Genomic DNA, 23403 nt, shown 5'->3' with positions numbered 1-23403 from the left:
GCATGAGCGCGCTGAGGGACACCGTCGCGCGGCTCTCCCAGGCGCAGAAGCCCTCTGCCGGTACTCCGGCGTACTCGCGGTTCGTGAACCGCCGGATCGGCCGGGTGTTCGCGGCCGCGGCGTTCCTCGCCGGGCGGACGCCGAACCAGGTCAGCCTGGCGTCCGGGTTCTGCTCGCTCGTCGGGATCGTGCTGGTGGCAACCGTACGCCCGTCCCTCGGCGTCGCGCTGCTGGTCACCGCGCTGCTCGTCCTCGGGTACGGCCTGGACTCCGCCGACGGCCAGCTCGCGCGGCTGCGCGGCGGCGGCTCGCCGCTGGGGGAGTGGCTGGACCACATGATCGACGCGGTGAAGATCGTGCTGCTGCACAGCGCCGTACTGATCTCGTTCTACCGCTTCGATGCCTTCGGCAACCACCTCGTGCTGCTCGTCCCGCTCGCCTACGTCTGCATGTCGTCGGTGCTGTTCTTCGGGCTGATCCTGATCGACCAGCTGCGCCGGCGGCACGGCGCGGCCGCGAAACCCAACGAGCGTGGGGATTCCGTGGTCAAGTCGTTGCTCATCGCACCGACCGACTACGGCGTACTCTGCCTGGTCTTCCTCGCCTTCGGTGCCCCGTCGGTCTTCGTCGTGCTGTACGGCGCCCTGCTCGTACTGAACCTGCTCTTCCTGGTCGCCGCGGTCGGGAAGTGGTACCGCGAGATGTCAGTCCTGGGGGTGCGGGCATGACGGTCGTCGGCTACGCCCCGGGGGTGTACGACATGTTCCACATCGGCCACCTGAACATCCTCCGCCGCGCCCGCGAGCACTGCGACCACCTGATCGCCGGCGTCGTCGAGGACGACGTCGTGGCCCGGATCAAGGGCCGCCCGCCGGTCGTACCGCACCAGGAGCGGATGGACGTCATTCGAGCGCTCGACCTGGTCGACGAGGTGGTCAGCGACTGGTCCAGCGACAAGTTCGAGATGTGGCAGCAACTGCGGTACGACGTCCTCTTCAAGGGGGACGACTGGAAGGGAACCGAAAAGGGGACCAGACTGGAACGGCTGCTGGGTGAGGTCGGCGCACAGGTGCACTACTTCCCGTACACCGCCTCCACCTCGAGCACCGATCTGCGCAGGCTTCTGGAGGGGATGAGCTGATGCCTGGCCGGCCTGAGGGCGCGTACGAGGATCCGACGGCGCAGGGTCCTCGGGTGCGCCCCAAGGTGCTGCTGAGCGCGTACGCCTGCCGGCCGACGGGCGGGTCCGAGCCGGGCGCGGGGTGGGCGTGGGCGAAGGCCGCGGCGCGCGACCACGATGTGTGGCTGCTGACCCGGGGCAAGTTCGTGCACGAGATCCACGAGGAGCTCGCGGCCCGGCCGGTGCCCGGGCTGACCGTCGTACCGCTGGAGCTGCCGCGGTGGATTCTCCGGCTCCGGCGCCGGCCTTCGGACGTGTACTGGTACTACCCGCTGTGGCAGGGGCTGGCCCGCCGTACGGCCCGGGAACTGCACGCGTTGCATTCGTTCGACGTGATCCACCACCTGACGTTCGCGGTCGACTGGATGGGCGCCGGCGTGGTCGAGCCGTCGTCCGCGAAGGTGATCTGGGGCCCGGTCGGCGGGTCGACGACGGCGCCGCTGTCGATGGCGCACTGGCTCGGCCCGCGCGGCGTGGTGGGGGAGCTGGTACGGCGGGTGTACACCGGCGTACGGCGCCGCGTGACCGGCCGCCGGATGGCGCAGACCGCGGACCTGATGGTTGCCCAGAACAACGATGTCGCGGAGGCGTTCGCGCCGTACGCGCGGCAGATCGTCGTCCAGCCGAACGTCGCGATCCGGCGCTTCACTGCGTCCGGGCCCTATGAGCCGTTCAACGCCAAGGTGAAGACGGCGCTGTTCGTCGGTCGGCTGATCCCGTGGAAGGGCGTGCTGCTGGCGATCAGCGCACTGGCCCGGCCGGAGGCGTCCGATTGGGAGCTCCGCATCATCGGCGACGGACCCGACTGGGGACGCGCCGAGAGCCTCGCGTGGCAGTTGGGGGTCCGCGACCGGGTCGAGTTCATGGGTGCGCTGCCGCGCGAGGAGGTGCTGGCCGCGATGTTCCGCGCGGACGCCCTGCTCGCCCCCGCGTTCCGTGAGGCCGCCGGCTGGGCTGTCACCGAGGCCCTCGCCTCCGGCTGCCCGGTCGTCTGCGTGGACCGCGGCGGGCCTGCCGTCATCGTCGGCCCCGGCGAAGGCGTCACTGTCCCCTGGCGCGGCGACGTCGTCGGCGAACTCGCCCGCGGCCTGTCCACCCTGACCGGCCGTATCACCCCCGTCGACCGCTGGGGCCCCGACCGCCTCCCGGACCTACTCGCCGAGTGGTACACCCCAGCACGCGTCACTGCCGACTGACGCTCTGATCAGTCGGTTGCGGTCTTGCCTGGTAGGGCGAGCATTTGGTTGAGGGCGACCTTGGCGTAGTGCTCGGTGTCGGGGTCGACCTTGATCGGGTTGACGACGTGGCCGGCGACCAGGTTCTCGAGGGCCCAGACGAAGTGCGGGAGGTCGATCCGGTTCATCGTGGCGCAGTAGCAGACCGTCTTGTCGAGGAACACGATGTTCTTGTCGGTGTGCTGCTTCGCGAGCCGCTGCACCAGGTTGAGCTCGGTGCCGACGGCCCACGACGTACCAGGCTCGGCCGTTTCCAGGGCGTTGATGATGTACTCCGTGGAGCCCACCTGGTCGGCCTTCGTGACGACCTCGTGGCGGCACTCGGGGTGCACGATCACGTTCACGCCCGGTACGCGGGAACGGACGTCGTCGACCGATTCGGCAGTGAACCGGCCGTGTACCGAGCAGTGGCCTCGCCACAGGATCATCTTCGCCGCGGCCAGCTGCTCCTTCGTAAGGCCGCCGCCAGGCTTGTGCGGGTCGTACACCACGCAGTCGTCGAGAGACATGCCCAGCTGCAGTACGGCAGTGTTGCGGCCGAGGTGCTGGTCCGGGAGGAACAGCACCTTCTCGCCCTGCTCGAACGCCCAGTTCAGCGCGGTCTCGGCGTTGCTCGACGTACACACGACACCACCGTGGCGGCCGCAGAACGCCTTGATGTCGGCGCTCGAGTTCATGTACGTGACTGGTACGGTGACGTCCGCGACGCCCGCGTCGGCGAGCGCGTCCCAGGCCGCCTCGACCTGCTGGATGCGGGCCATGTCCGCCATCGAGCACCCGGCCGCGAGGTCCGGGAGGATCACGGTCTGCTGGTCGTTGGTGAGGATGTCGGCCGACTCCGCCATGAAGTGCACGCCGCAGAACACGATGTACGGCGCGTCCGGGCGGGCCGCCGCGTCCCGGGCCAGCTTGAACGAGTCACCGGTGACGTCGGCGAACTGGATCACCTCGTCGCGCTGGTAGTGGTGCCCGAGCACGAACACCTGGTCACCAAGAGCCGCCTTCGCCTTCAGCGCCCGCTCCACCAGATCCGGGTCGGACGCCGGCGGGAGCGCACCCGGGCACTCGACCCCGCGCTCCGAATGCGGGTCGGTGTTCTGCCCGAGGAACAGCAACGGAAGGGACTTCGAGCCGTCTGCGATCGTCGTCACGTCAGACATCGTGCCACGCGTGTCGCGGTCCACCGCGCGGTGGACGTCACTGCCCAGACTGTGAAATCAGTACGCTGCCGATGTGAAGAAGCGCGGTACTCCGGACGCCGCCGTCGCAGGCTTGGTCCTGGCGGCAGGCGCCGGCCGCCGCATGGGTACCCCGAAAGCCCTGATCCGCGACCCGACCGGCACCCCCTGGGTAGTCCGCACCGCCCGCCTCCTCACTGCCGCCGGCTGCGACCCAGTTGTCGTCGTAGTAGGCGCCGCCGCCGAAACAGTCCGAGCTTCATTGACCGCCGAGCCGGTCGAGGTAGTCGAGGCAACAGACTGGCCGGAGGGCATGGGAGCCTCCCTCCGCGCGGGCCTGACCCACTTACGTTCCCACGCCTCGTCCGGCTCTCCAATCGCGGTTGTTGTGGTCACGGTGGATGTGCCGGGGCTGACGGTGGCTGCCGTGGAGCGGGTGATGGGGGGCGTCGGTGCGCAGGCACTGGTGCGGGCGACGTACGAAGGGGCGCCAGGACATCCTGTGGTGATCGGGCGGGAGCACTGGGACGGGGTGATCTCGTCGGCGCGGGGCGACGAAGGTGCGCGGGCGTACTTGCGTGCCCACGGCGCCGACCTGGTCGAGTGCGCCGACGTGGCCGACGGTACGGACGTGGACACCGCTGACTCGCTTCCGCCGGGGCACCGCTGAGGTTTCCGGAACATTCTCGTCGCCAGGCGCCGGATAGTTTCCGGAAAGGCGATCGGCCCGCCGGGGCAGGGTTGGCAACGTCGCGAAGTAGGTGAATGCTGAAGGAGTGAATGCCGTCGGCTCGGCGGCTGAGCTGGCCGAGCGTCTGAGGGCGACCGGATACCTTGCCGGAGAGGGCTTGGCCACGGTCGGATATCTCGCGCTCGCCCTGCATCGTCCACTCCTGCTGGAGGGTGAACCCGGTACCGGCAAGACCTCGCTGGCGGCGGCGATCGCCGAGGCGCTCGACATCGAGCTGATCCGGTTGCAGTGCTACGAAGGCATCGACGCGTCGCAGGCGCTGTACGACTGGGACTTCCCGCGCCAGATCCTGCACCTGCGCACCGTCGAGGCGACCAGCTCGGACGCGGCCGTCGAGGAGGTCGAGAAGAGCCTGTTCGACGAGCGGTTCCTGCTGTCCCGTCCGGTACTGCGTGCCCTACGCGAGAGCCCCGCCGTACTCCTGGTCGACGAGATCGACCGCGCCGACGACGAGTTCGAGGCGTTCCTGCTCGAGGTCCTGTCGACGTACGAGGTGACGATCCCCGAACTCGGTACGGTCGCCGCGAACGTACCGCCGATCGTCGTACTGACCTCCAACCGCACCCGCGAGGTGCACGACGCGCTCAAGCGCCGCTGCCTGTACCACTGGATCGACCATCCCGGCCTGGCCCGCGAGATCGAGATCGTCCGTACCCGCCTACCTGAGGTCTCCGCCCGCCTCGCCGAACAGGTCACCCGCTCCGTCCAGCGGATGCGCGACCTCGACCTGCTCAAACCACCCGGCGTCGCCGAGACCCTCGACTGGGCCCGCGCCCTCGACGCACTCGGCACCGACGTCCTCGACGTGGAGACCGCCGCCGCAACCCTCGGCGCCGTACTCAAGTACCGCGAGGACACCGACCGAGTCCGCGAATCCCTAGACCGCCTCCTGGCGAGCTGACCGCACATGACTCCCACTCCCGCGCCCTCTCGTCCCGGGTCCGCGCGCTCCGGGCCGGCTGTGGATCTGGCGTTGGCTGGGTTTGGCAGTGCGCTGCGGCATGCTGGTCTTGCGGTGACTGCTGACCGGGTGCAGCTCTTTCTGCAAGCAGTTGCGTCGCTCGACGCCACGTTGACCGCGGACGTCTACTGGGCGGGACGCGCCGCGCTCTGCAGCGGTCCTGACGACACCGCTCGGTACGACGAGGTCTTCGCGGCGTGGTTCACCGGCGACCGCGCCCGCGGCGTCGTCCAGAGCCGTACCCCACAAACCTCCGTCCAAGCCGCCCTCGACTCCTCCGACGACGACGGAACCGACGGCACCGAGGGCGACCGCACCCTCAACGTCTCCGCGAGTACGACGGAAGTCCTCCGCCACCGCGACGTCGCAGGATTGTCTGCAATCGACCGCGCCGAACTGTCCCGGCTCTTTGGCACCCTGCACCCGCGCGCGCCCCTCCGTCGCGCCAACCGTCGGCGCCCCGCGCACCGCGGCGAGATCGATCCGCGCCGCACGCTCCGCGCCCAGCTCCGTCAGGTCGGCGAACCGGCCCGCGTGCACTACCGCCGCCGTGGCGTCCGCCCCCGGCGCGTCGTCGTACTGATCGACGTCTCCGGCTCGATGCGCCCGTACGCCGACAGCCTGCTGCGGCTCGCGCACACGATGGTCCAGCAAGGATTGTCGACAATCGAAGTGTTCACAATCGGCACGCGGCTCACCCGGGTGACCCCGGCGCTGCGGCACCGCGATCCGGAGCTCGCCCTGCGCGCGGCCGGGGACGTCGTACCGGACTGGTCGGGCGGCACCCGCCTGGGCGAGGTACTGAAGGTGTTCCTGGACCGTTGGGGCCAACGCGGTACGGCGCGACGCGCGGTCGTCGTCGTGTGCAGCGACGGCTGGGAACGCGGCGACGCCGCACTCCTCGGCGCGCAGCTGCAGCGCCTCGCCGGCCTGGCGCACCGCGTCGTCTGGCTGAACCCGCATCGCGGCAAGCGCGGGTACGAACCGGTGCAGTCCGGGATCGTCGCCGTACTTCCGTACCTGGACGATCTCGTCGCCGGGCACAGCCTGGCCAGCTTCGCGGAACTTCTGGAGGTGGTCGCCGATGCGTGACGTGCTCGACCGGTTGCTGACCTGGTGGGAAGCCGGCGAATCCGTTGCCGTCGGCACCGTTGTCGCGACGTTCCAGTCGGCGCCGCGGCCACCCGGTGCGGTGATGCTGGTGGGTCCCGGGCTGGAGGCGGTCGGCAGCGTGTCGGGCGGTTGCGTCGAGGGCGCGGTCTACCAACTCGGCGAGGAGATCCTCGAGTCCGGCGAGCCGGTGCTGCAGCGGTACGGCGTCAGCGACGAGTCCGCGTTCGCGGTCGGGCTGACGTGCGGTGGGATCCTCGACGTCTTCGTGGAGAAGGTCGACCGGACGACGTTCCCAGAGCTGGGGGAGGTCGCGGCCGACATCGCCGAAGGCCGTCCGGTCGCGGTGGCGACGGTCGTGGCGCACCCGGACCAGGAGTGGATCGGACGGCGCGTGATCGTCAGGCCCGAGGGGCAGGCGGGCAGTGTCGGCTCCGAACGTGCGGACGATGCGATTGTCGACGATGCGCGAGGGCTGCTGGCGAACGGCCGGACCGAGACGCTGGAGTACGGGCCGGACGGACAGCGCCGTGGTGAAGGGATGCGCGTTTTCGTGTCGTCGTACGCGCCCGTGCCGCGTTTGCTGGTGTTCGGCGCGATCGACTTCGCAGCTGCGGTTGCGCGACTCGGCTCGTTCCTCGGCTATCGAGTGACGGTATGCGATGCGCGGGCGGTGTTCGCGACGGCGTCCCGTTTCCCCTTCGCCGACGAGGTGATTGTCGACTGGCCGCACCGCTACCTGTCCGGTGAGGCCGCGGCCGGCCGGATCGACGACCGGACGGTGATCTGCGTTCTGACCCACGACCCGAAGTTCGACGTACCGCTGCTGGAGGTCGCGCTGCGGCTGCCGCAGGTCGCGTACATCGGCGCGATGGGCTCGCGGCGCACCCACGACGACCGGCTGAAACGCTTGCGGGAGGCGGGTTTGAGCGAGGCCGAGGTCGCGCGGCTGTCGAGCCCGATCGGCCTCGACCTCGGCGCACGAACCCCGGAGGAGACCGCGGTGAGCATCGCCGCCGAGATCATCGCCCAGCGCTGGGGTGGCGCCGGGCAACGACTTTCCGCGGCCGCGGGACCGATCCACCACTGAGCGGGTGTGGTGGGGCTCAGCGCCTTGTGGGCGGGAACACAACAGGAGCAGGATCGAAAGTACGGCGGTAGCTGACATCTGGAGGCGGGGCGATGACCCGGATCACGGTCAAGGTCGACGGAAGCAGCTTCACGGACGACGTGGAGCCGCGCACGCTGCTGGTGCATTATCTGCGCGAGCAACTGGGGAAGACGGGCACCGTGGTGGGTTGCGACACCAGCAACTGCGGCGCCTGCACGGTCCACCTGGACGGCCGGAGCGTGAAGTCCTGCGCGATGCTCGCGGTACAGGCCGACGGCCACGAGATCACCACGATCGAGGGACTCGCTACCGACGGCCAGTTGCATCCGATGCAGCAGGCCTTCCACGAGAACCACGCCCTGCAGTGCGGCTTCTGCACACCGGGGATGATCATGCAATCCATCGATCTGATTGTCGACAATCCGAATGCCGACGATGAGGCCATCCGGCTCGGACTCGAAGGCAACCTGTGCCGTTGCACCGGCTACCAGAACATCGTCAAGGCAGTACGCGCCTACGCAGCGACCGCGGCCGGTGGGCCGGGTGCGGCGCCGGGTGGGGCCGGAGGTGTGCGGTGACTACTACAGAAGCACGTCCCACCGCCGAGGTCGGCAAGGCCCGCCTACGCAAAGAGGACGCTCGGCTGATCACCGGGCGGACCCGCTGGACCGACAACATCGTGCTGCCCGGCATGCAGCACCTCGCGATGGTACGGAGCCCGTTCGCGCACGCGCGGATCACGTCGATCGACACCTCCGCCGCGAAGGAGGCGCCGGGTGTCGTGGCGGTGATCACCGGCGCCGACATCGCCGAGGAGCAGGGCGCACTGCCGAACGCGTGGGCCGTCGTACCCGACCAGAAGGCACCGCCGCACCCGTCGATGGCGGTCGACCGGGTCGCGTTCGCCGGCGAGATCGTCGCGATGGTGATCGCCCGCTCGGTGGCCGAGGCGAACGACGCCGCCGACCTGGTCGACGTCGACTACGAGGAACTCACACCGGCCCTCGAACTGAAGGCCGCGGCCCGCGACGAAGTACTCGCGCATCCGGATCTCGGGACGAACGTGTCCGCGGTCTGGTCGTACGACTCGGCCGAGTCCGGTACCGGCGGCGACGTCGAGGCGGCGATCGCGGCCGCCCGCGACGGCGGCATCGTGATCGAGCGGGAGTACCGCCAGCAGCGGCTGATCCCGGCGTTCATGGAACCTCGTTCGATTGTCGTCGATCCTACGACCGAGCAGATGACGGTCTGGTCGTCGACGCAGGTACCGCATTTCGTGAAGATCTTCATCGCGCTCGTGCTCGGCATCCCGGAGACCAAGATCCGGGTGATCGCGCCGGACGTCGGCGGCGGTTTCGGCGGCAAGCTGCAGTTCACCCCGGAGGAAGTGCTCACGGTGATCGCGGCCCGCCGTACCGGAAAGCCCTGTAAATACTGCGAAACCAGGTCCGAGTCGTTGATGGCCGCACACCACGGGCGCGACCAGTGGCAGCAGCTCACGCTCGCCGCGAACGCCGACGGCACGGTCACCGGGCTGAAGGTCGAGCTGATCGCCGACATGGGTGCGTACCTCGGTCTGGTCACGTCGGCGATCCCGCTGCTCGGCGCGTTCATGTACAACGGCATCTACAAGTTCCCGGCGTACCACCTCGGCATCACGAACGTCTTCACCAACAAGACGTGGACCGACGCGTACCGCGGCGCCGGCCGGCCCGAGGCGACGTACGCGATCGAACGCCTGATGGACGAGCTGGCCGCGCGGGTCGGCGTCGACGCACTCGAGATCCGCGAACGGAACTGGATCAAGCACGAGGAGTTCCCGTTCTCGACGGTCTCCGGGCTGCGGTACGACTCCGGCAACTACGAGGCCGCGACCGCGAAGGCCCGCGAGCTCTTCCGGTACGACGACCTGCGCAAGGAGCAGGCCGAGCGCCGGGACGCCGGTGATCCGGTGCAGCTCGGCATCGGCGTGTCGACGTTCACCGAGATGTGCGGCCTGGCGCCGTCGCGCTGGCTCGGTTCGATGGGGTACGTCGGTGGTGGTTGGGAGCAGGCGGCGATCCGGGTGCTGCCGACCGGGAAGGTCGAGGTGGTGACCGGGACGAGTCCGCACGGGCAGGGACATGAGACCGCCTGGAGTCAGCTGGTCGCGGACCGGCTGGGCGTGGCGTTCGAGGATGTCGAAGTACTGCACGGTGACACGCAGGTCGCCGTCCGCGGGCTGGACACGTACGGATCGCGCTCGCTCGCGGTCGGTGGGATGGCGGTACTGGCGGCCGCCGACAAGGTGATCGAGAAGGCGAAGCCGATCGCGGCGCAGCTGCTGGAGGCGAACGAGGACGACCTGGAGTTCTCCGCCGGGCGGTACGGGGTCCGCGGTACGGATGCCGGGATGACGATGGCGGAGCTGGCGTTCGCGGTCTTCCAAGGACACAAACTGGAGGGCGCCGGTGACGGGTCGCTGGACGCGGACGCGACGCTGGATCCGCAGGACTTCTCGTTCCCGCACGGTACGCATCTGTGTGCGGTCGAGGTCGACACCGAGACCGGCGCGACGAAGCTACGGTCGTACGTCTGCGTGGACGACATCGGCGTGGTGGTGAACCCGATGATCGTCGAAGGCCAGGTACACGGCGGACTCGCGCAGGGCATCGCGCAGGCGCTCTACGAGGAGGCGGTGCACGACGATTCCGGGACGCTCGTGACCGGGTCGTTCGACCAGTACACGTTGCCTGCGGCACCTGATCTGCCGGCGTTCGAGACGGCGCGGACCGAGACGCCGTCGACCACGAACCAGCTCGGCGTGAAGGGCGTCGGAGAGGCGGGCACGATCGCGTCGACGCCGGCTGTCGTCAATGCGATTGTCGACGCTCTCCGGCCGATGGGCGTCACGGACGTGCAGATGCCGTGCACGCCGTACCGGGTCTGGAAAGCGATCCAGGAAGGCGCCCAGGAGAAGGAGGCCCAGTCATGATTCCGGCGGCGTTCGACTACTTCGCACCGACGACGGTCGACGAGGCGTTGGGGCTGCTGCGTGAGCACTCCGACGCGAAGGTACTCGCGGGCGGGCAGAGCCTGATGCCGGCGTTGCGGCTGCGGCTGGCCGCGCCCGAGACGATTGTCGACATTAGGAAGATCGACAATCTGCGCGGGATCCGCGACGACGGGGACGCGCTGGTGATCGGTGCGATGACGCCGCACAGCACGGTCCAGTCCGATCCGCTGGTGCTCGAACACGCCAAGCTGATTTCGTTGGCCACGGCAACGGTCGGGGATCCGCAGATCCGGCATCGCGGCACGTTCGGCGGTTCGCTGGCGCACGCGGATCCGGCGGCGGACCTGCCGGCCGTCGCGGTCGCGCTGGACGCGTCGTTCGTGATCGCGGGTGCGGACGGTGCTCGGACGGTCCCGGCGTCGGAGTTCTTCCAGGGCGTGTTCACCACCGCGCTGGGCGAGGACGAGTTGCTCGTCGAGGTACGGGTACCGAAGTACACCGGGTGGGGAGCGCACTACGAGAAGTTCAGCCGGGTCGCGCAGGCCTGGTCGATCGTCTCGGTCGCGGCGGCGGTACGCCTGGACGGTAACCGGATCGCGGAGGCGCGGGTCGGGCTCGGGAACATGGGCTCCACCCCGGTGCGGGCGACGGCGGTCGAGGCGGCCCTGGTGGGGCAGCCCGCGACCGCCGACGCCGTACGGGAAGCGGCGGCGCGGGCCGCGGACGGTACGTCGCCGGTGTCCGACGGCAACGGTGACGCGGACTACCGCCGGCACCTCGCGACAGTCCTGACCCGGCGCGCGGTGTTAGCAGCGGCAGGTACGGCGTGAAGCTGGAGCACAAGTTCGTCGTACCGGCCCCGGTGAAGGAGACGTGGGCCGCGTTCAACGACCTCGAACGGGTGGTGCCTTGTTTCCCCGGCGCCACCCTGACGTCGTACGAGGGCGACGACTTCACCGGGACGTGCAAGGTGAAGCTCGGGCCGGTGTCGCTGCAGTACTCCGGCACCGGCACCTTCCTCGAACGTGACGAGTCCACCCATGCGGCCGTGATCGAGGCCAAGGGCAAGGACCGGCGCGGCAACGGTACGGCGACCGCCCGCGTCACCACCCGCCTCACCGGCACGTCCGGCAACACCACCGAGGTCACCGTAGACACCGACCTCACCATCACCGGTCGCCCCGCCCAGTTCGGCCGCGGCCTGATCCAGGAGGTCTCCGACAAACTCCTGGAGCAATTCACTACTTGCCTCAAAACCAGACTCAACGAGCCCGCGGCCGGAGCTGCGGGCGCGGAGGAACCAGCTGCCGCACCGTCTGCCACCGGCGAACAACCCGCCGCGGCAGCGGCAACCTCCGAGCAACCGGCCGCCTCGCCGGCGGCAGGCGTGAGGTCGTACGAGGAATCGGCTGAGACGGAGGCCGTGGCCCTCGACCTGGCCGGCACGGTGCTCCCAATGCTCGCCAAGCGCGCGGCGCCGTACCTGATCGGCGCAGTACTGGCCCTCGTCCTCCGCCGGCTGTTCCGTCGCTGAGCCCCCGTCGTCAGCTCGTCTCGGCACTGAGCGTGCGTGCGATCGGCCGGCGGGCCGCGAGTCGTGCGGGTACTGCGGTCAACGCGGTCGTGACCGCGAGCGTCGCGAGTGCCGCCGCGACGAACCGCCACGACGGTGGCATCATCAGCCCGCCGGCGTGGAAGAACCCGAACAGCGCGATGCCGACGTACACCCCGGCAACCGCCCCAGGCACCGCAGGCAGCAGTTGCGCCAGCGACAACCCCGCCGACACCTGACCAGGCGTCGCCCCGAGCGCCTGCGTGACGGCCATGCTGACCCGCGCCTCCATCGCCAGCATCCATGTGATCGCGGCGGTGTTCACCAGAGCCAGCGCGACGAGTAGAACGGTCACCGCCAACAGCAGCCGATGGTTCTGCACCTCCCGGATGTTCGGCAACGCCGACGGCCCAGGCCCGTACCCCCTGACAGGTTGCACAGAGCCCATCAGCAACGCAGTGATCCCGATCAGCGTCGCAGCGGTCGAGCACGCGTGCAGTACGGCGCGACCGGGCCGACGCACGGTCAGCCGGATCCCCAGTAGAAGAGGTGTTGGCAGGAAGGCCGACAGCGCAGTCAACCAGGGCCGGTGACGAGGCTGCTGCGCCCGGCTCGTGAGCGCCGCCACCGTCGCAGTGCGCATGGCGCGAACGGTCGGCAGCAATGTAGTCAGGACCGCGACGGCGAGCGCGAGGACAGCTGTAGCGACAAGCGTGCGCCCATCAGGCCCGACGACATCGCCGATCCGGCTTGCGGTCGGATTCGCAATGGCCGGCTCGAGCAGACGGGCCACCACCAGCCCGAGCCCATCGGCGACCAACGCCGAGGCCAGGAACTCCGTCAACAACACAGCACCGATCAACGCGGGCGTAGCACCAACCGCCTTCAGCAATCCCGCGCGCCGGGTCTGTTCGACAGCGCGTCCGGTCGCCAGCGCAGCGATCCCAGTGACGGCGAGGAATCCGAGCAGCCACCCGCCGATGACGAGGATCGGCTGCGTGCCACGCAGGATCACCGCGTCCTGCTGAGCAAAGAATTGCCACGAGTGCATGGTCACCCGCGCGGTGTCTACATGATGTGCAGCGATGAACGCCTTCGTCGCGTTGGGATCGCGTAATCGGAGGTCTATCGCCGTCGTCACCGGCAGATCCCGGCCTGCCACGGTCCGGGCGTCCGCCGCGGTCATCCACACCAGACCGGTCGCGTCACTCGGCCCACCGAGCGGTCCGATCCCGGCGGCCCACGGGTAGATCGCGGTCGCTGCGGTCACGGCGATGCCGAGTACCGGATACGAGCGGCCGGCCACGGTGACCCGGTCGCCGACCCGTACGTGGAGCGCGGTCGCGAGCCCGCGTTCGAGGACCGCGCCGCCGGGCCGGATCCACTCGCCGGCGGTGAGCAGCGGACGGCTCACGGCGCCCGGCGTACGACTCGCCCCTTGCACCACGACGCCGGACGATGCGCCGTGGGCGGTCAGATCGGCGTACACCAATTTGTACGGCCCGTTGTGATCGTTGACATCCGGATTGTCGGCAAGCGACGCCAGGGCCGCCGTCACCGCCGGCCCGGTGTCTCCCGAGAGCGCGACGATGTCCGGACCTCCGGTCGCGGCTCGGGTCTGCCGGTAGAGCGACTCGCTCGCGCCCTGCAACGACAGCCCGAGATCGAGGGTCGCGACGGCCGCCGTCACCGCGAGTACGAGCATCGCGGCATGCGCCTTGTGCCGTCGTACGTCGGCCAGCACCAGACGTACGACGAGAACGACGTACCCCACCTCAGCCGTCCAGCCCGATCAAACCGCTCAGCCGTCCGGAGCCGGCCGTGGTCAGCTGGGTGTCGTCGACGAACATCCCGTCGCGCATCGAGATCAGTCGGTCCGCGGTGGCCGCCACCCGTTCGTCGTGCGTGACGATCACGAGCGTCTGCCCGGCGGTGCGCAGTTCCGCGAAGATGCGCAGTACGTCGTGAGTCGCCGCGGTGTCGAGATTGCCGGTCGGCTCGTCGGCGAGTACGACCCGTGGTTCGTTGGCGAGGGCGCGAGCGATCGCGACCCGCTGCTGCTGACCACCGGACAGTTCGGAGGGCAGGTGCCGGGCCCGGTCGTCCAGCCCGACGCGGTCGAGCAGTTCCGCCGCGCGCCGCCGGGCCGCACGCGGTGAGCGACCGGCGAGCAACGCGGGTAGCTCGACGTTTTCCGCCGCGGTCAGCTCATCGACCAGGTGGAAGGCCTGGAACACGAACCCGATCGAGCGGCGCCGGAGCCGCGCCAGCGCACGCTCGCTGAGCGTGTCGGTACGACGGTCTGCCACCCGGACCTCTCCGGCCGTGGGGCGTTCCAGCCCGCCCAGCAGGTGCAGCAAGGTGGACTTGCCGCACCCGCTCGGGCCCATCACCGCCAGCGTCTGTCCCTCGGGGATGTCGAGGTCCAGTTGGTCGACCGCGCGGACCCAGCTCGCGCCGGAACCGTGCTCCTTCGTCAGACCACGGACCTGAACCAGGGCACTCTCGTTCATGCGTCCTCGGATTCGTTGGACCAGGCGCGCTCGCAGACGTCCAGCCAGCGCAGATCGGCTTGCAACCGCAGTACGACGCCTTCGAGCAGGACGGCGGCGGTCGAGCCGGCCGGTTCGGCAAGTACCGCGTGTTGCGCCTCCCGCAGGCTCCGCAGCAGTTCGCGGCGTTGCGCGGCGACGAGCTGTACCGGGTCGGCGAGCCGGGCGGCCGCGGCGACGACCAGCTTCAGGTGGAACTCCGGCAGGTCGAGCTTCGCGCCGACGTCGCTGAGCCAGGCCCCGACCCGTTGCTGTCCGGTCGCGGTGAGCTCGTACACCTTGCGGTCTGCGTGTTCGGCCGGATTGCAGACAATCAGACCAGCCTTCTCGAGCCGCGCGAGGGTCACGTAGATCTGCCCGGGATTCATCGCGTCGCCGAGCGGGCCGAGACTCTGCCGCAGCCGCGCCCGCAGGTGATATCCGTGCGACGGCTCCTTCGCGAGCATCGCCAGTACCGCGTCCTGCACCGGACAGACCCCCTAACGGTTAGCTAATAGATAGCGGTTATCCCTCCGCCTGTCAAAGTTGGCTGTCGCAGTTCGATCGACGGCCCCATGGATCGGTGAGACTACTCGCAGCGACCGAACCGGGCCTTGATGACGTCCGGTGCACCCTGGGGGCCGAGGAATCCGGCCATGTGAGGAGAGACATGGGCAACGAACTCGACGGCAAGAACGCGCTCGTGATCGGCGGATCGCGCGGCATCGGGCGCGCGGTGGTGGAGCGCCTGGCGGCCGCCGGCGCCGTGGTCGCGTTCAGCTACGTCAACAACGAGGACGCCGCGACGACGGTCGTCGGCGAGCTGACGAAGGCGGGTCGGACCGTGTCCGCGTTCCATGCCGATCTGGCCAGCGTTCCCGGCGTACGTGGCCTGTTCGAGCAGGCAGAGAATGCGCTGGGTTCGCTCGACATCGTCGTCTCCAACGCCGCGGTGGCAGTCGTCAAGCCGCTCGTCGACTGTACCGAGGAGGACTACGACCTGGTCTTCGGAGCGAACGCGAAGGGGACGTTCTTCGCACTGCAGGAGGCTGCGCGAAGAGTCCGCGAAGGCGGCCGGATCATCACGATCTCGACCGGTGGCACCAAGATGTGGTTCACCGAGACGTCGCTCTACCTGGGCAGCAAGGGCGCCGTCGAGCAGTTCAGCCGCGTACTGTCCAGGGAACTGGGACCGCGAAGGGTCACGGTGAACGTGGTGTCGCCTGGCTTCACCGACACGGACCTGCTGCCCGACCGCGATCGGGCCGTGGCGGCGTCGATGTCGGCGCTCGGCAGGGTGGGCGAACCGGCTGAGGTCGCCGAGGTCGTCGGTTACCTCGCCTCCGACGCGGCGCGCTGGATCACCGGCCAGAACCTCGCCGCCGGCGGAGGAGTGTTCTGAACCGGGCCGATCAGTCGAAGGCCGGCGCGCCGGACGGAGGCCATTCCACCAGCTCGATCCGGTAGCCGTCCGGGTCGGCGAGCCAGCACGTGCGCGGTCCTTCCGGTCCGCCGGGCAGTTCGGGTTCGGTGAGGTTCAGGCCGGCGGCGGTGAGGCGGGCGATGGTCTCGCTCAGCGAGTCGACCTCGATCGCGAGATGTTCGAAGCCGCCGGCCGCGACCGGTCCGTCGGCCGGACGGTGAACGAGCTCGAGCGAGACCGAGGACTCGGCGGGGAGCCGGAGCCACACCAACGTCGCGCCGCCGTCGAGCGGGATCGTCGACAGGGTCCGGTAGCCGACCGCCGTGTAGAAGGCGAGCGAACGCTCCAGGTCACTCACGCGCAGCGCGAACAGGATCGTCTTCATGCCACCGATCTAACCGCGTCGGCGGCCCAACGACACGAGGTGGATCAGGACCAGCGGAGTGGACGCGCGTTCGGCGGGTGGGCGGCGTACGAGAGGATGTGCGTATGCGGATTCTGATTGCGCCGGACAAGTTCGCGGGGACGTTGACGGCTGTGGAGGCCGCGGCGGCGATCGAGGAGGGGTGGCGGCGGCGCGATCCGGAGGCTCAGGTGCTGGTCGCGCCGATGGCCGACGGTGGACCCGGGTTCATCGACGTACTGTCCGCGGTCGTCGACGGGAAACTCTTGTCCGTCACGGTCCACGGCCCGCTCGGTGAGGAGACGCCTGCGACGGTGCTGCTGGCCGGGGAGACGGCGTACGTCGAGACCGCGCAGGCGTGCGGCTTGCACCTGGTGGAGCCGAAGAGCCGGCGTCCCGAGGACGCGTCGACGTACGGCGTCGGCCAGTTGATCACGGCGGCCGTGGACGCGGGCGCGAAGCGGATCATCCTGGGACTCGGCGGCTCGGGTACGAACGACGCCGGCGCCGGGTTGCTCGCCGCGCTCGGCGCAACCGCCGAATCGGGTCGGCTGGACGCCGGTGCCGCCGGCCTCGCCGCACTGACCTCGGTGGACCTGACGGCCGCCCGCGAGCGCGTCCAGGGAATCGAGTTCGTGGCAGCGAGCGACGTCGAGAACCCGATGCTCGGCCTGCGCGGCGCCACCAACGTGTTCGGATCCCAGAAGGGCATCAGCGACGAGCGGAAGCCCGAGGTCGACGGCTGGCTGACGCACTTCGCCGAGCTCGCCGACCGGAAGACCGCGGACCAGAAGGGCGCTGGCGCCGCGGGCGGTCTCGGGTACGCGCTGCTGCTCCTCGGCGCGGAGCGGGTGTCCGGTATCGACCTGGTCGCCGAGCTGACCGGACTGAAGCAGAAGGCGTCCCAGGTCGACCTGGTGATCAGCGGCGAGGGCGCGTTCGACTTCCAGTCCCGCGACGGCAAGGTGATCGCCGGTGTCGCGAAGGTCGCCAACGACGCGATGCGGCCGTGCGTCGTACTCGCCGGAAAGGTCCTGATCGGGTCCCGCGAGATGCGGTCGATGGGCGTCGAGTCGGCGTACGCGCTGGTGGACGCGGTGGGCGAGGAGCAGGCGTTCGCCGATCCGCACGGCTCGCTGGCCGCAGTGGCGGAGCGGGTCGCCCGGACGTGGGCGCGCTGACCGTACGTCACGATCGCACCCGGGCGCGGTGATCAGCCTCCGACCAGGATGGTTGATCTGTGAAATTGGTGTGCGACCATGGGAATGAGCGCGGGACGGCGTCTGTTGTCCTGTGTTGACAAGAGACTTCCGTGCCGACGGAGTTCGTGCGTAGGCACTTGAGTAGATGACTGGAGTCAGGGATGACTGAAGCGCAGACCGAGCAGGCCGTTGCCACTGGTGTTCTCCTCACCGACGGGGCCGCCGCCAAGGTGAAGGCGCTGCTCGACCAGGAAGGCCGCGACGACCTCGCGCTGCGGGTCGCCGTTCAGCCGGGCGGGTGCTCCGGGCTGCGGTACCAGCTGTTCTTCGACGAGCGTCAGCTCGACGGCGACGTGGTGGCCGACTTCGGCGGTGTGAGTGTCGTCACCGACCGGATGAGCGCGCCGTACCTGAAGGGTGCCTCGATCGACTTCGTCGACACCATCGAGAAGCAGGGCTTCACGATCGACAACCCGAACGCCACCGGCTCCTGCGCCTGCGGCGACTCGTTCAACTGAGTCACCCCGAAGCCCCTGGTCACCGTCGCGGTGACCAGGGGCTTTGGCCTGTGCGGACTTAGGTAGCGACCGTGCCGATGTGTAAGCGAACGCTTGTTGGGTACCTGTGCCCGCGTGTGGGACTACATAACTGAGCGTCACTCGCAATTGCTCTATCAGAGCTACCAGCACCTGAGCCTGGTCATCCAGTGCGTGCTGCTGGCGACCGTGATCGCGGTCGGCCTGGCAGTCGTCGTGCACCGCAACCCGCGCATCGCGGCCCTGGCCGGCGGCCTCAGCGCCGTCGGTCTGACCATTCCGTCGTTCGCCCTGCTCGGGCTGATGATCCCGCTGGCCGGCATCGGTACGGCGACCTCCGTCGTCGCGGTCACCTTCTACGCCTGCCTGCCGATCCTGCGGAACGCCGTCGTCGGTCTGGCCGGTGTCGACGCGACGCTGATCGAGTCGGCGCGCGGGATGGGGATGGGCGCGATCCGGACCCTGCTCCGGATCGAGATCCCGCTGGCCTGGCCGGTGATCCTGGCCGGCGTCCGGGTCTCGGCCCAGATGTCGATGGGGATCGCGGCCATCGCGGCGTACGTGCTCGGGCCCGGCCTGGGCAGCTTCATCTTCACCGGCCTGACCCAGATCGGTGGCAAGAACGCTCTCAACTCGGCGCTGGTCGGCACGATCGGCGTCGTCCTGCTCGCTCTGATCCTGGACGCCATGCTGCTGCTCGTCGGCCGCCTGACCACCTCGAGGGGTATCCGTGCCTGAATCCGAACCCGACGTCAGCGGCGTCGGCATCGAGTTGACCGATGTCGTGAAGCGGTACCCGGGCCAGAAGAAAGCAGCCGTCGACGGCCTGTCCCTGCACATCCCGGCCGGCGAGATCGTGATGTTCGTCGGCCCGTCGGGCTGCGGCAAGACCACCTCGCTGAAGATGATCAACCGGCTGATCGAGCCGACGTCCGGCAGCATCCGGATCGGCGGCGAGGACATCGGCAGGCAGGACGACGACGACCTGCGGCGGCGGATCGGGTACGTGATCCAGGGCGGCAGCCTGTTCCCGCACATGACCGTGACGCAGAACATCGCGCTGGTCCCCGGGCTGCTCGGCTGGGACAAACGCCGTACGGCCGAACGCGTCGACGAGCTGCTCGAACTCGTCGGCCTCGACCCGGCCCGGTACCGCAACCGCTACCCGCGGGAGCTGTCCGGCGGGCAGCAGCAGCGGGTCGGGGTGGCCCGCGGTCTGGCCGCCGACCCGCCGGTGATCCTGATGGACGAGCCGTTCGGCGCGGTCGACCCGATCACCCGGCAGCGGCTGCAGGACGAACTGCTCAGCATCCAGGAGGAGCTGCGCAAGACGATCGTTTGCGTTACCCACGACTTCGACGAGGCGGTGAAGCTCGGCGACCGGATCCTGATCCTGACCGAGGGCGCGAACATCGCCCAGTACGACACCCCGGAGGCGATCCTGGCGAACCCGGCGAACCGGTTCGTCGCGGACTTCGTCGGTGCGGGCGCCGCACTCAAGCAGCTGACCCTGAGCCGGGTCAGCGAGATCGAGCTGAACCAGCCGACGATCGCGGAGATCGGCGATCCGGCACCTGTCGTACTGCGGGCCGCGACACAGGCGGGTGACGACTCGGTCGTCGTCCTCGACCGCCGGCGCCGCCCGGTCGACTGGATGTGGACCACCGATCTGTCAGACGTCGACAATGTGCCGGCGCCGCACGAGGACACCGACCTGGTGACGATCGACCGGCGCGCGACGCTGAACGACGCGCTCGACACGATGCTGATGTCGAGCCACGGCAGCGCGGTCGTCACCGGGCGCCGCGACGAGTACCTCGGGGTCGTCGACTTCCAGGCCGTGCTCGCCCGCATCCAGGAGAGCAACGGCCAACCAGAGAACGGTCAACAAGAGGATGGTCAACAATCCGACGAGGTCGCGCTGTGACCGTCGTGGACCCCGGACCTGACCTGCAGCATCCGGAGCGTCCGGAGAACCGGGCTGACGCGAAGGAGACCGCGGCCGGCCTGGCGACGGGCCGGGCGCGGCGGCCGTCGTGGGCGATGCTCGTCGGGCAGCCGCTGGTCGTCGCGATCGTCATCGGAGCGTGGGCGATCTGGCGGTCGCGGGCCGCGCTCGACTCGATCGAGCAGCGCCAGCTCGAGTGGAAGCTCGTCGGACAGTTGACAATCGAACACCTGGAACTGACCGCGGTCGCGACGATCATCGTGCTGGTCGTCGCCGTACCGCTGGGCATCATGCTGACCCGCCCGCGATCCCGGAGGGCGGCACCGGTCGCGGTCGCGGTGGCGAACGCCGGCCAGGCCGCGCCGGTGATCGGCCTGATCGTGCTGCTCGCGATCTGGCTCGGCTTCGGCTTCTGGACCGCGATCGTCGCACTCTGCCTGCACGCGATCCTGCCGGTCCTGCGGAACACGATCGTCGGCCTGCAAGGTGTCGACAGCACGCTCGTCGAAGCCGGTCGGGGCATGGGCATGTCGAGTCTCGCCGTCCTCGGCCGGATCGAACTCCCGCTCGCGGTACCGGTGATCATGGCCGGCATCCGGACCGCGCTGGTGCTGCTGGTCGGTACGGCGACCCTCGCGACGTTCATCGACGCCGGGGGACTGGGCAGCCTGATCACCACCGGCATCCGCCTGCTGCGGTACCCGGTACTGATCAGCGGCGCGATCCTCGTCGGCGCGCTCGCGCTGCTGATCGACTGGGCGGGCCGCGTACTCGAAGAAGTGACCCGACCGAGAGGGCTCGGATGAAGCGGCTGATAGCGGCAGCGACCGCGCTCCTTCTAGTACTGTCCGGCTGCGGGCTCGGTACCAGCGGCGGCTTCGTGCCGATCGGTGCGCTGCAGGGTCCGTTGCGTTCGGTGAAGAGCCTTGACGGGCTGACGATCGGCGTGGGATCGAAGAGCTTCCAGGAGCAGCTGATCCTCGGCAAGATCGCGGCGATCCTGATGCGCTCGGCCGGCGCGAACGTCCACGACCTGACCAACATGCCGGGCAGCGACACGTCCCGGCAGGCGATGATCCAGGACCAGATCCAGATGGCCTGGGAGTACACCGGTACGGCGTGGATCTCGTACCTCGGCCACGACACCGGGATCCCGGACAAGCAGCAGCAGTACGAGGCGGTGGCCAAGGAGGACGCGGCGAAGTACGGGCTGATCTGGCTGAAGCCGGCGCCGATGAACAACAGCTACGGCTTCGCGATGACCCGCAAGGAGTCCGATCGGCTGCACATCACGAAGCTGTCGCAGGTCCGGTCGTTGCCGGTCAAGGAGCGGACGTTCTGCGTCGAGTCGGAGTTCGCGAACCGCAACGACGGGTTCGAGCCGATGCTCAAGCACTACGGGATCCCGATCGGTTCCGGCGTACCGCGGAACAACATCCGGACGCTGGACACCGGCGCGGTGTACGCCGCGACGAGTCACGGTGACTGCCGGTTCGGGGAGATCTACACGACCGACGGGCGGATCAAGTCGCTCGACCTGGTCGTACTGCAGGACGACAAGAAGTACTTCCCGGCGTACAACGTCGCGCCGGTGTTCAGCAAGAAGGTGCTGGACAAGTACCCGCAGCTACGGGATCTGTTCCAGCCGGTGTCGGACAAGCTCACGGACCCGGTACTGATCGACCTGAACGCCCAGGTCGACGTCGAGGGGCGCGAGCCCGCCGACGTCGCCATGGACTGGTTGGTGAAGGAGGGGTTCGTCAGCCGTGACTGACGCTCTCCTCCCGGGCCCGCTTCGGGAGGAAGTACGTCACCGCGAGGCTGACGACGAACAACCCGATCGCGACCAGGACCGAGGTCTTGGTGGCGCCCAGGAACGAGTGGGCCGGCAGCAGCTGGAAGAAGATCGTGCCGATCACGGCGACGCCGATCGCTCCGCCGTACTGCTGCATGGCGGTCAGTACGCCGGACGCCGACCCCGCGGCCTGGTCGTCGACGGACGCCAGGATGATGTCGAACAGCGGCGCGAACACCATCCCGGCGCCGATCCCGGTGGCCAGGGTCGCGGGGACCAGGTTCCAGATCGTGGTCGCGTCGCCGTACGAGTGCAGGGTGAACCAGACGCCGGTCATCGCGAGCGTCATCACCGCGACGCCGAGCTGCAGCGCCGTGCGGCCGAGCTTCGGGGCGAGGAGCCCGGCCGACAGCGGTGCGCCGATCGCGATCCCGAGCGAGAACGGCACCATCGCGAGGCCGGCCTTCAACGGGCTGTAGTGCAGACCGAGCTGGGTGAACAGGTTGAAGACCATCATGAAGCCGTTCATCGCGAGGAAGAACGTGGTGATCACGGCGAGGCCGGCGACATAGCCGCGGTTGCGGAACAGTGACGGGTCGATGACCGGGTTGCCGGACCGGCGCTCCCGCCAGCCGAACAAGGCGAAGACGATCACCGAGCTTGTCAACATGAGGATTGTCCACAATGGCCAGCCGAGCTCGCGGCCCTGCACGAGCGGGTAGATCAGCAGGCCGGAGGCCGCGCTGACCAGCAGCACGCCGATCGTGTCGAGCCGGGTGGCGCCCGGTGTCTTGACCTCGGGCATGAAGCGCAGCGCACCGACCAGGGCGGCGATGCCGATCGGGACGTTGATGAAGAAGATGGTCCGCCAGCCGGCGCCGAACCAGTTGGCGTCGATCAGTACGCCGGCCAGGATCGGCCCGGCGACCGCGGACAGCCCCATCACCGGGCCGAACATGCCGAACGCCCTGCCGAGTTCGTCCGGCGGGAAGACGGATTTCGCGATCGCGAAGCCCTGCGGGATCATCACCGCGCCGAGCAGGCCCTGCGCGACCCGGCTGCCGATCAGCAGTTCGGGGCTGGTGGCCAGGCCGCAGAGCCCGGACGCGACCGTGAACCCGAGGGCGCCGATCACGAACAGCCGCCGGCGGCCGACCAGGTCGCCGAGCCGGCCGAAGGTGATCAGGCCGATCGCGAACGCCAGCGTGTAGCCGGCCAGCATCCACTGCATCGCCGACTCCGAGCCGCCGAGGTCGGCCCGGATCGACGGCGCCGCGATGTTGACGATGGTCGCGTCGACCAGGTCCATGATCTCGGCGATCAGGATCGTCACGAGGACGAGCCAGCGCCAGCGGTACGGCGTACCGCGTGGGGTGGTCGTGGTTTGTGGTGAGTTCTCGAGTGTGGTGCTCATAATTGGCCTCCAGGAGGAGTTTTCGAACGGTGTTCGTTGACGAACACTGTTCTACACGCGAACAGTGTTCGCGTCAAG

General features: G+C 69.1%; 24 protein-coding genes. 18 read left to right on the top strand and 6 right to left on the bottom strand.

The genetic code is table 11. From position 1 onward, the window contains the following. Positions 1-2: 2 nt before the first annotated feature. From ACZ5BU_RS14855 to ACZ5BU_RS14845, 3 genes are read left to right on the top strand one after another with little or no spacing between them, the layout of a single operon-like run. Positions 3-728, top strand: a complete 726-nt coding sequence (locus ACZ5BU_RS14855) for a CDP-alcohol phosphatidyltransferase family protein (RefSeq protein ID WP_465699089.1) — start codon at positions 3-5, stop codon at positions 726-728. After that, positions 725-1141: an FAD synthase family protein gene (locus ACZ5BU_RS14850; RefSeq protein ID WP_465699087.1), complete on the top strand. Its 417-nt coding sequence runs from the start codon at positions 725-727 to the stop codon at positions 1139-1141. Before ACZ5BU_RS14855 ends, ACZ5BU_RS14850 begins: the two co-directional genes overlap by 4 nt. Further along, a complete protein-coding gene (locus tag ACZ5BU_RS14845; protein WP_465699086.1) occupies positions 1141-2376 on the top strand; it encodes a glycosyltransferase in 1236 nt (411 codons plus the stop codon). The genes ACZ5BU_RS14850 and ACZ5BU_RS14845 overlap by 1 nt, the downstream gene beginning before the upstream one ends. A gap of 8 nt (positions 2377-2384) precedes the next feature. Here the strand turns inward: ACZ5BU_RS14845 and nadA are convergent, their stop codons facing one another. After that, a complete protein-coding gene (nadA, locus tag ACZ5BU_RS14840) occupies positions 2385-3575 on the bottom strand; it encodes a quinolinate synthase NadA (protein WP_465699084.1) in 1191 nt (396 codons plus the stop codon). Positions 3576-3648: 73 nt separating this feature from the next. Here nadA and ACZ5BU_RS14835 point away from each other — a divergent pair, with 73 nt between their 5' ends. From ACZ5BU_RS14835 to ACZ5BU_RS14800, 8 genes are all read left to right on the top strand, one after another. Then, the gene (locus tag ACZ5BU_RS14835; protein WP_465699082.1) at positions 3649-4263 is read left to right on the top strand and encodes a nucleotidyltransferase family protein; all 615 of its coding nucleotides are present in this window, start codon (positions 3649-3651) and stop codon (positions 4261-4263) included. A 106-nt stretch (positions 4264-4369) separates the two neighbouring features. Continuing rightward, a complete protein-coding gene (locus ACZ5BU_RS14830; RefSeq protein ID WP_465699080.1) occupies positions 4370-5245 on the top strand; it encodes an AAA family ATPase in 876 nt (291 codons plus the stop codon). A 114-nt stretch (positions 5246-5359) separates the two neighbouring features. Then, a complete protein-coding gene (locus ACZ5BU_RS14825) occupies positions 5360-6397 on the top strand; it encodes a vWA domain-containing protein (RefSeq protein ID WP_465699079.1) in 1038 nt (345 codons plus the stop codon). Further along, positions 6390-7505, top strand: a complete 1116-nt coding sequence (locus ACZ5BU_RS14820) for an XdhC family protein (RefSeq protein ID WP_465699077.1) — start codon at positions 6390-6392, stop codon at positions 7503-7505. The genes ACZ5BU_RS14825 and ACZ5BU_RS14820 overlap by 8 nt, the downstream gene beginning before the upstream one ends. 92 nt (positions 7506-7597) lie before the next feature. Beyond that, positions 7598-8104 (top strand): (2Fe-2S)-binding protein, encoded by a 507-nt coding sequence (locus tag ACZ5BU_RS14815; RefSeq protein ID WP_465699075.1) that lies wholly within the window; start codon positions 7598-7600, stop codon positions 8102-8104. Further along, positions 8101-10500, top strand: coding sequence for a xanthine dehydrogenase family protein molybdopterin-binding subunit (locus ACZ5BU_RS14810; protein WP_465699074.1), 2400 nt, complete (start codon positions 8101-8103; stop codon positions 10498-10500). Before ACZ5BU_RS14815 ends, ACZ5BU_RS14810 begins: the two co-directional genes overlap by 4 nt. Next, positions 10497-11351: an FAD binding domain-containing protein gene (locus ACZ5BU_RS14805; protein ID WP_465699072.1), complete on the top strand. Its 855-nt coding sequence runs from the start codon at positions 10497-10499 to the stop codon at positions 11349-11351. Before ACZ5BU_RS14810 ends, ACZ5BU_RS14805 begins: the two co-directional genes overlap by 4 nt. Beyond that, on the top strand, positions 11348-12055 hold the full coding sequence (locus tag ACZ5BU_RS14800; RefSeq protein WP_465699070.1) for an SRPBCC family protein: 708 nt from the start codon (positions 11348-11350) through the stop codon (positions 12053-12055). The genes ACZ5BU_RS14805 and ACZ5BU_RS14800 overlap by 4 nt, the downstream gene beginning before the upstream one ends. Before the next feature lie 10 nt (positions 12056-12065). Here the strand turns inward: ACZ5BU_RS14800 and ACZ5BU_RS14795 are convergent, their stop codons facing one another. The 3 genes from ACZ5BU_RS14795 to ACZ5BU_RS14785 are packed head-to-tail and all read right to left on the bottom strand — an operon-like array spanning position 12066 to position 15092. Further along, the gene (locus tag ACZ5BU_RS14795; protein ID WP_465699068.1) at positions 12066-13847 is read right to left on the bottom strand and encodes an ABC transporter permease; all 1782 of its coding nucleotides are present in this window, start codon (positions 13845-13847) and stop codon (positions 12066-12068) included. 1 nt (position 13848) lies between these two features. Continuing rightward, positions 13849-14586: an ABC transporter ATP-binding protein gene (locus tag ACZ5BU_RS14790; RefSeq protein WP_465699066.1), complete on the bottom strand. Its 738-nt coding sequence runs from the start codon at positions 14584-14586 to the stop codon at positions 13849-13851. Beyond that, a complete protein-coding gene (locus tag ACZ5BU_RS14785; protein ID WP_465699064.1) occupies positions 14583-15092 on the bottom strand; it encodes a PadR family transcriptional regulator in 510 nt (169 codons plus the stop codon). The genes ACZ5BU_RS14790 and ACZ5BU_RS14785 overlap by 4 nt, the downstream gene beginning before the upstream one ends. A gap of 182 nt (positions 15093-15274) precedes the next feature. Between ACZ5BU_RS14785 and ACZ5BU_RS14780 the strand changes: the two genes are divergently transcribed. Then, complete coding sequence (locus ACZ5BU_RS14780) at positions 15275-16006, top strand: SDR family oxidoreductase (protein WP_465699062.1); 732 nt, start codon at positions 15275-15277, stop codon at positions 16004-16006. A 10-nt stretch (positions 16007-16016) separates the two neighbouring features. Here ACZ5BU_RS14780 and ACZ5BU_RS14775 read toward each other — a convergent pair whose 3' ends face one another. Then, on the bottom strand, positions 16017-16412 hold the full coding sequence (locus ACZ5BU_RS14775; RefSeq protein WP_465699060.1) for a VOC family protein: 396 nt from the start codon (positions 16410-16412) through the stop codon (positions 16017-16019). A gap of 104 nt (positions 16413-16516) precedes the next feature. Between ACZ5BU_RS14775 and ACZ5BU_RS14770 the strand changes: the two genes are divergently transcribed. The 6 genes from ACZ5BU_RS14770 (at position 16517) to ACZ5BU_RS14745 (ending at position 21890) form a co-directional block, all read left to right on the top strand. Then, positions 16517-17611: a glycerate kinase family protein gene (locus ACZ5BU_RS14770; RefSeq protein WP_465699058.1), complete on the top strand. Its 1095-nt coding sequence runs from the start codon at positions 16517-16519 to the stop codon at positions 17609-17611. A gap of 182 nt (positions 17612-17793) precedes the next feature. Further along, positions 17794-18150: a HesB/IscA family protein gene (locus tag ACZ5BU_RS14765; protein WP_130446795.1), complete on the top strand. Its 357-nt coding sequence runs from the start codon at positions 17794-17796 to the stop codon at positions 18148-18150. A 147-nt stretch (positions 18151-18297) separates the two neighbouring features. Next, the gene (locus ACZ5BU_RS14760; protein WP_465699056.1) at positions 18298-18906 is read left to right on the top strand and encodes an ABC transporter permease; all 609 of its coding nucleotides are present in this window, start codon (positions 18298-18300) and stop codon (positions 18904-18906) included. Continuing rightward, positions 18899-20095: an ABC transporter ATP-binding protein gene (locus ACZ5BU_RS14755; RefSeq protein ID WP_465699054.1), complete on the top strand. Its 1197-nt coding sequence runs from the start codon at positions 18899-18901 to the stop codon at positions 20093-20095. Before ACZ5BU_RS14760 ends, ACZ5BU_RS14755 begins: the two co-directional genes overlap by 8 nt. Then, entirely contained in the window at positions 20092-20922 is an 831-nt protein-coding gene (locus tag ACZ5BU_RS14750) for an ABC transporter permease (RefSeq protein ID WP_465699052.1), read from the top strand. The genes ACZ5BU_RS14755 and ACZ5BU_RS14750 overlap by 4 nt, the downstream gene beginning before the upstream one ends. Beyond that, on the top strand, positions 20919-21890 hold the full coding sequence (locus ACZ5BU_RS14745; protein WP_465699050.1) for a glycine betaine ABC transporter substrate-binding protein: 972 nt from the start codon (positions 20919-20921) through the stop codon (positions 21888-21890). Before ACZ5BU_RS14750 ends, ACZ5BU_RS14745 begins: the two co-directional genes overlap by 4 nt. Here the strand turns inward: ACZ5BU_RS14745 and ACZ5BU_RS14740 are convergent. Beyond that, positions 21877-23325, bottom strand: coding sequence for a DHA2 family efflux MFS transporter permease subunit (locus ACZ5BU_RS14740; protein WP_465699048.1), 1449 nt, complete (start codon positions 23323-23325; stop codon positions 21877-21879). The two genes, ACZ5BU_RS14745 and ACZ5BU_RS14740, sit on opposite strands and share 14 nt — an antisense overlap. Between the last annotated feature and the right edge of the window lie 78 nt (positions 23326-23403).

Source organism: Kribbella sp. NPDC031520, from assembly GCF_055580825.1.
Note: the sequence above shows the minus strand (reverse complement) of the source record. Positions and strands in the feature narration are given on the sequence as shown.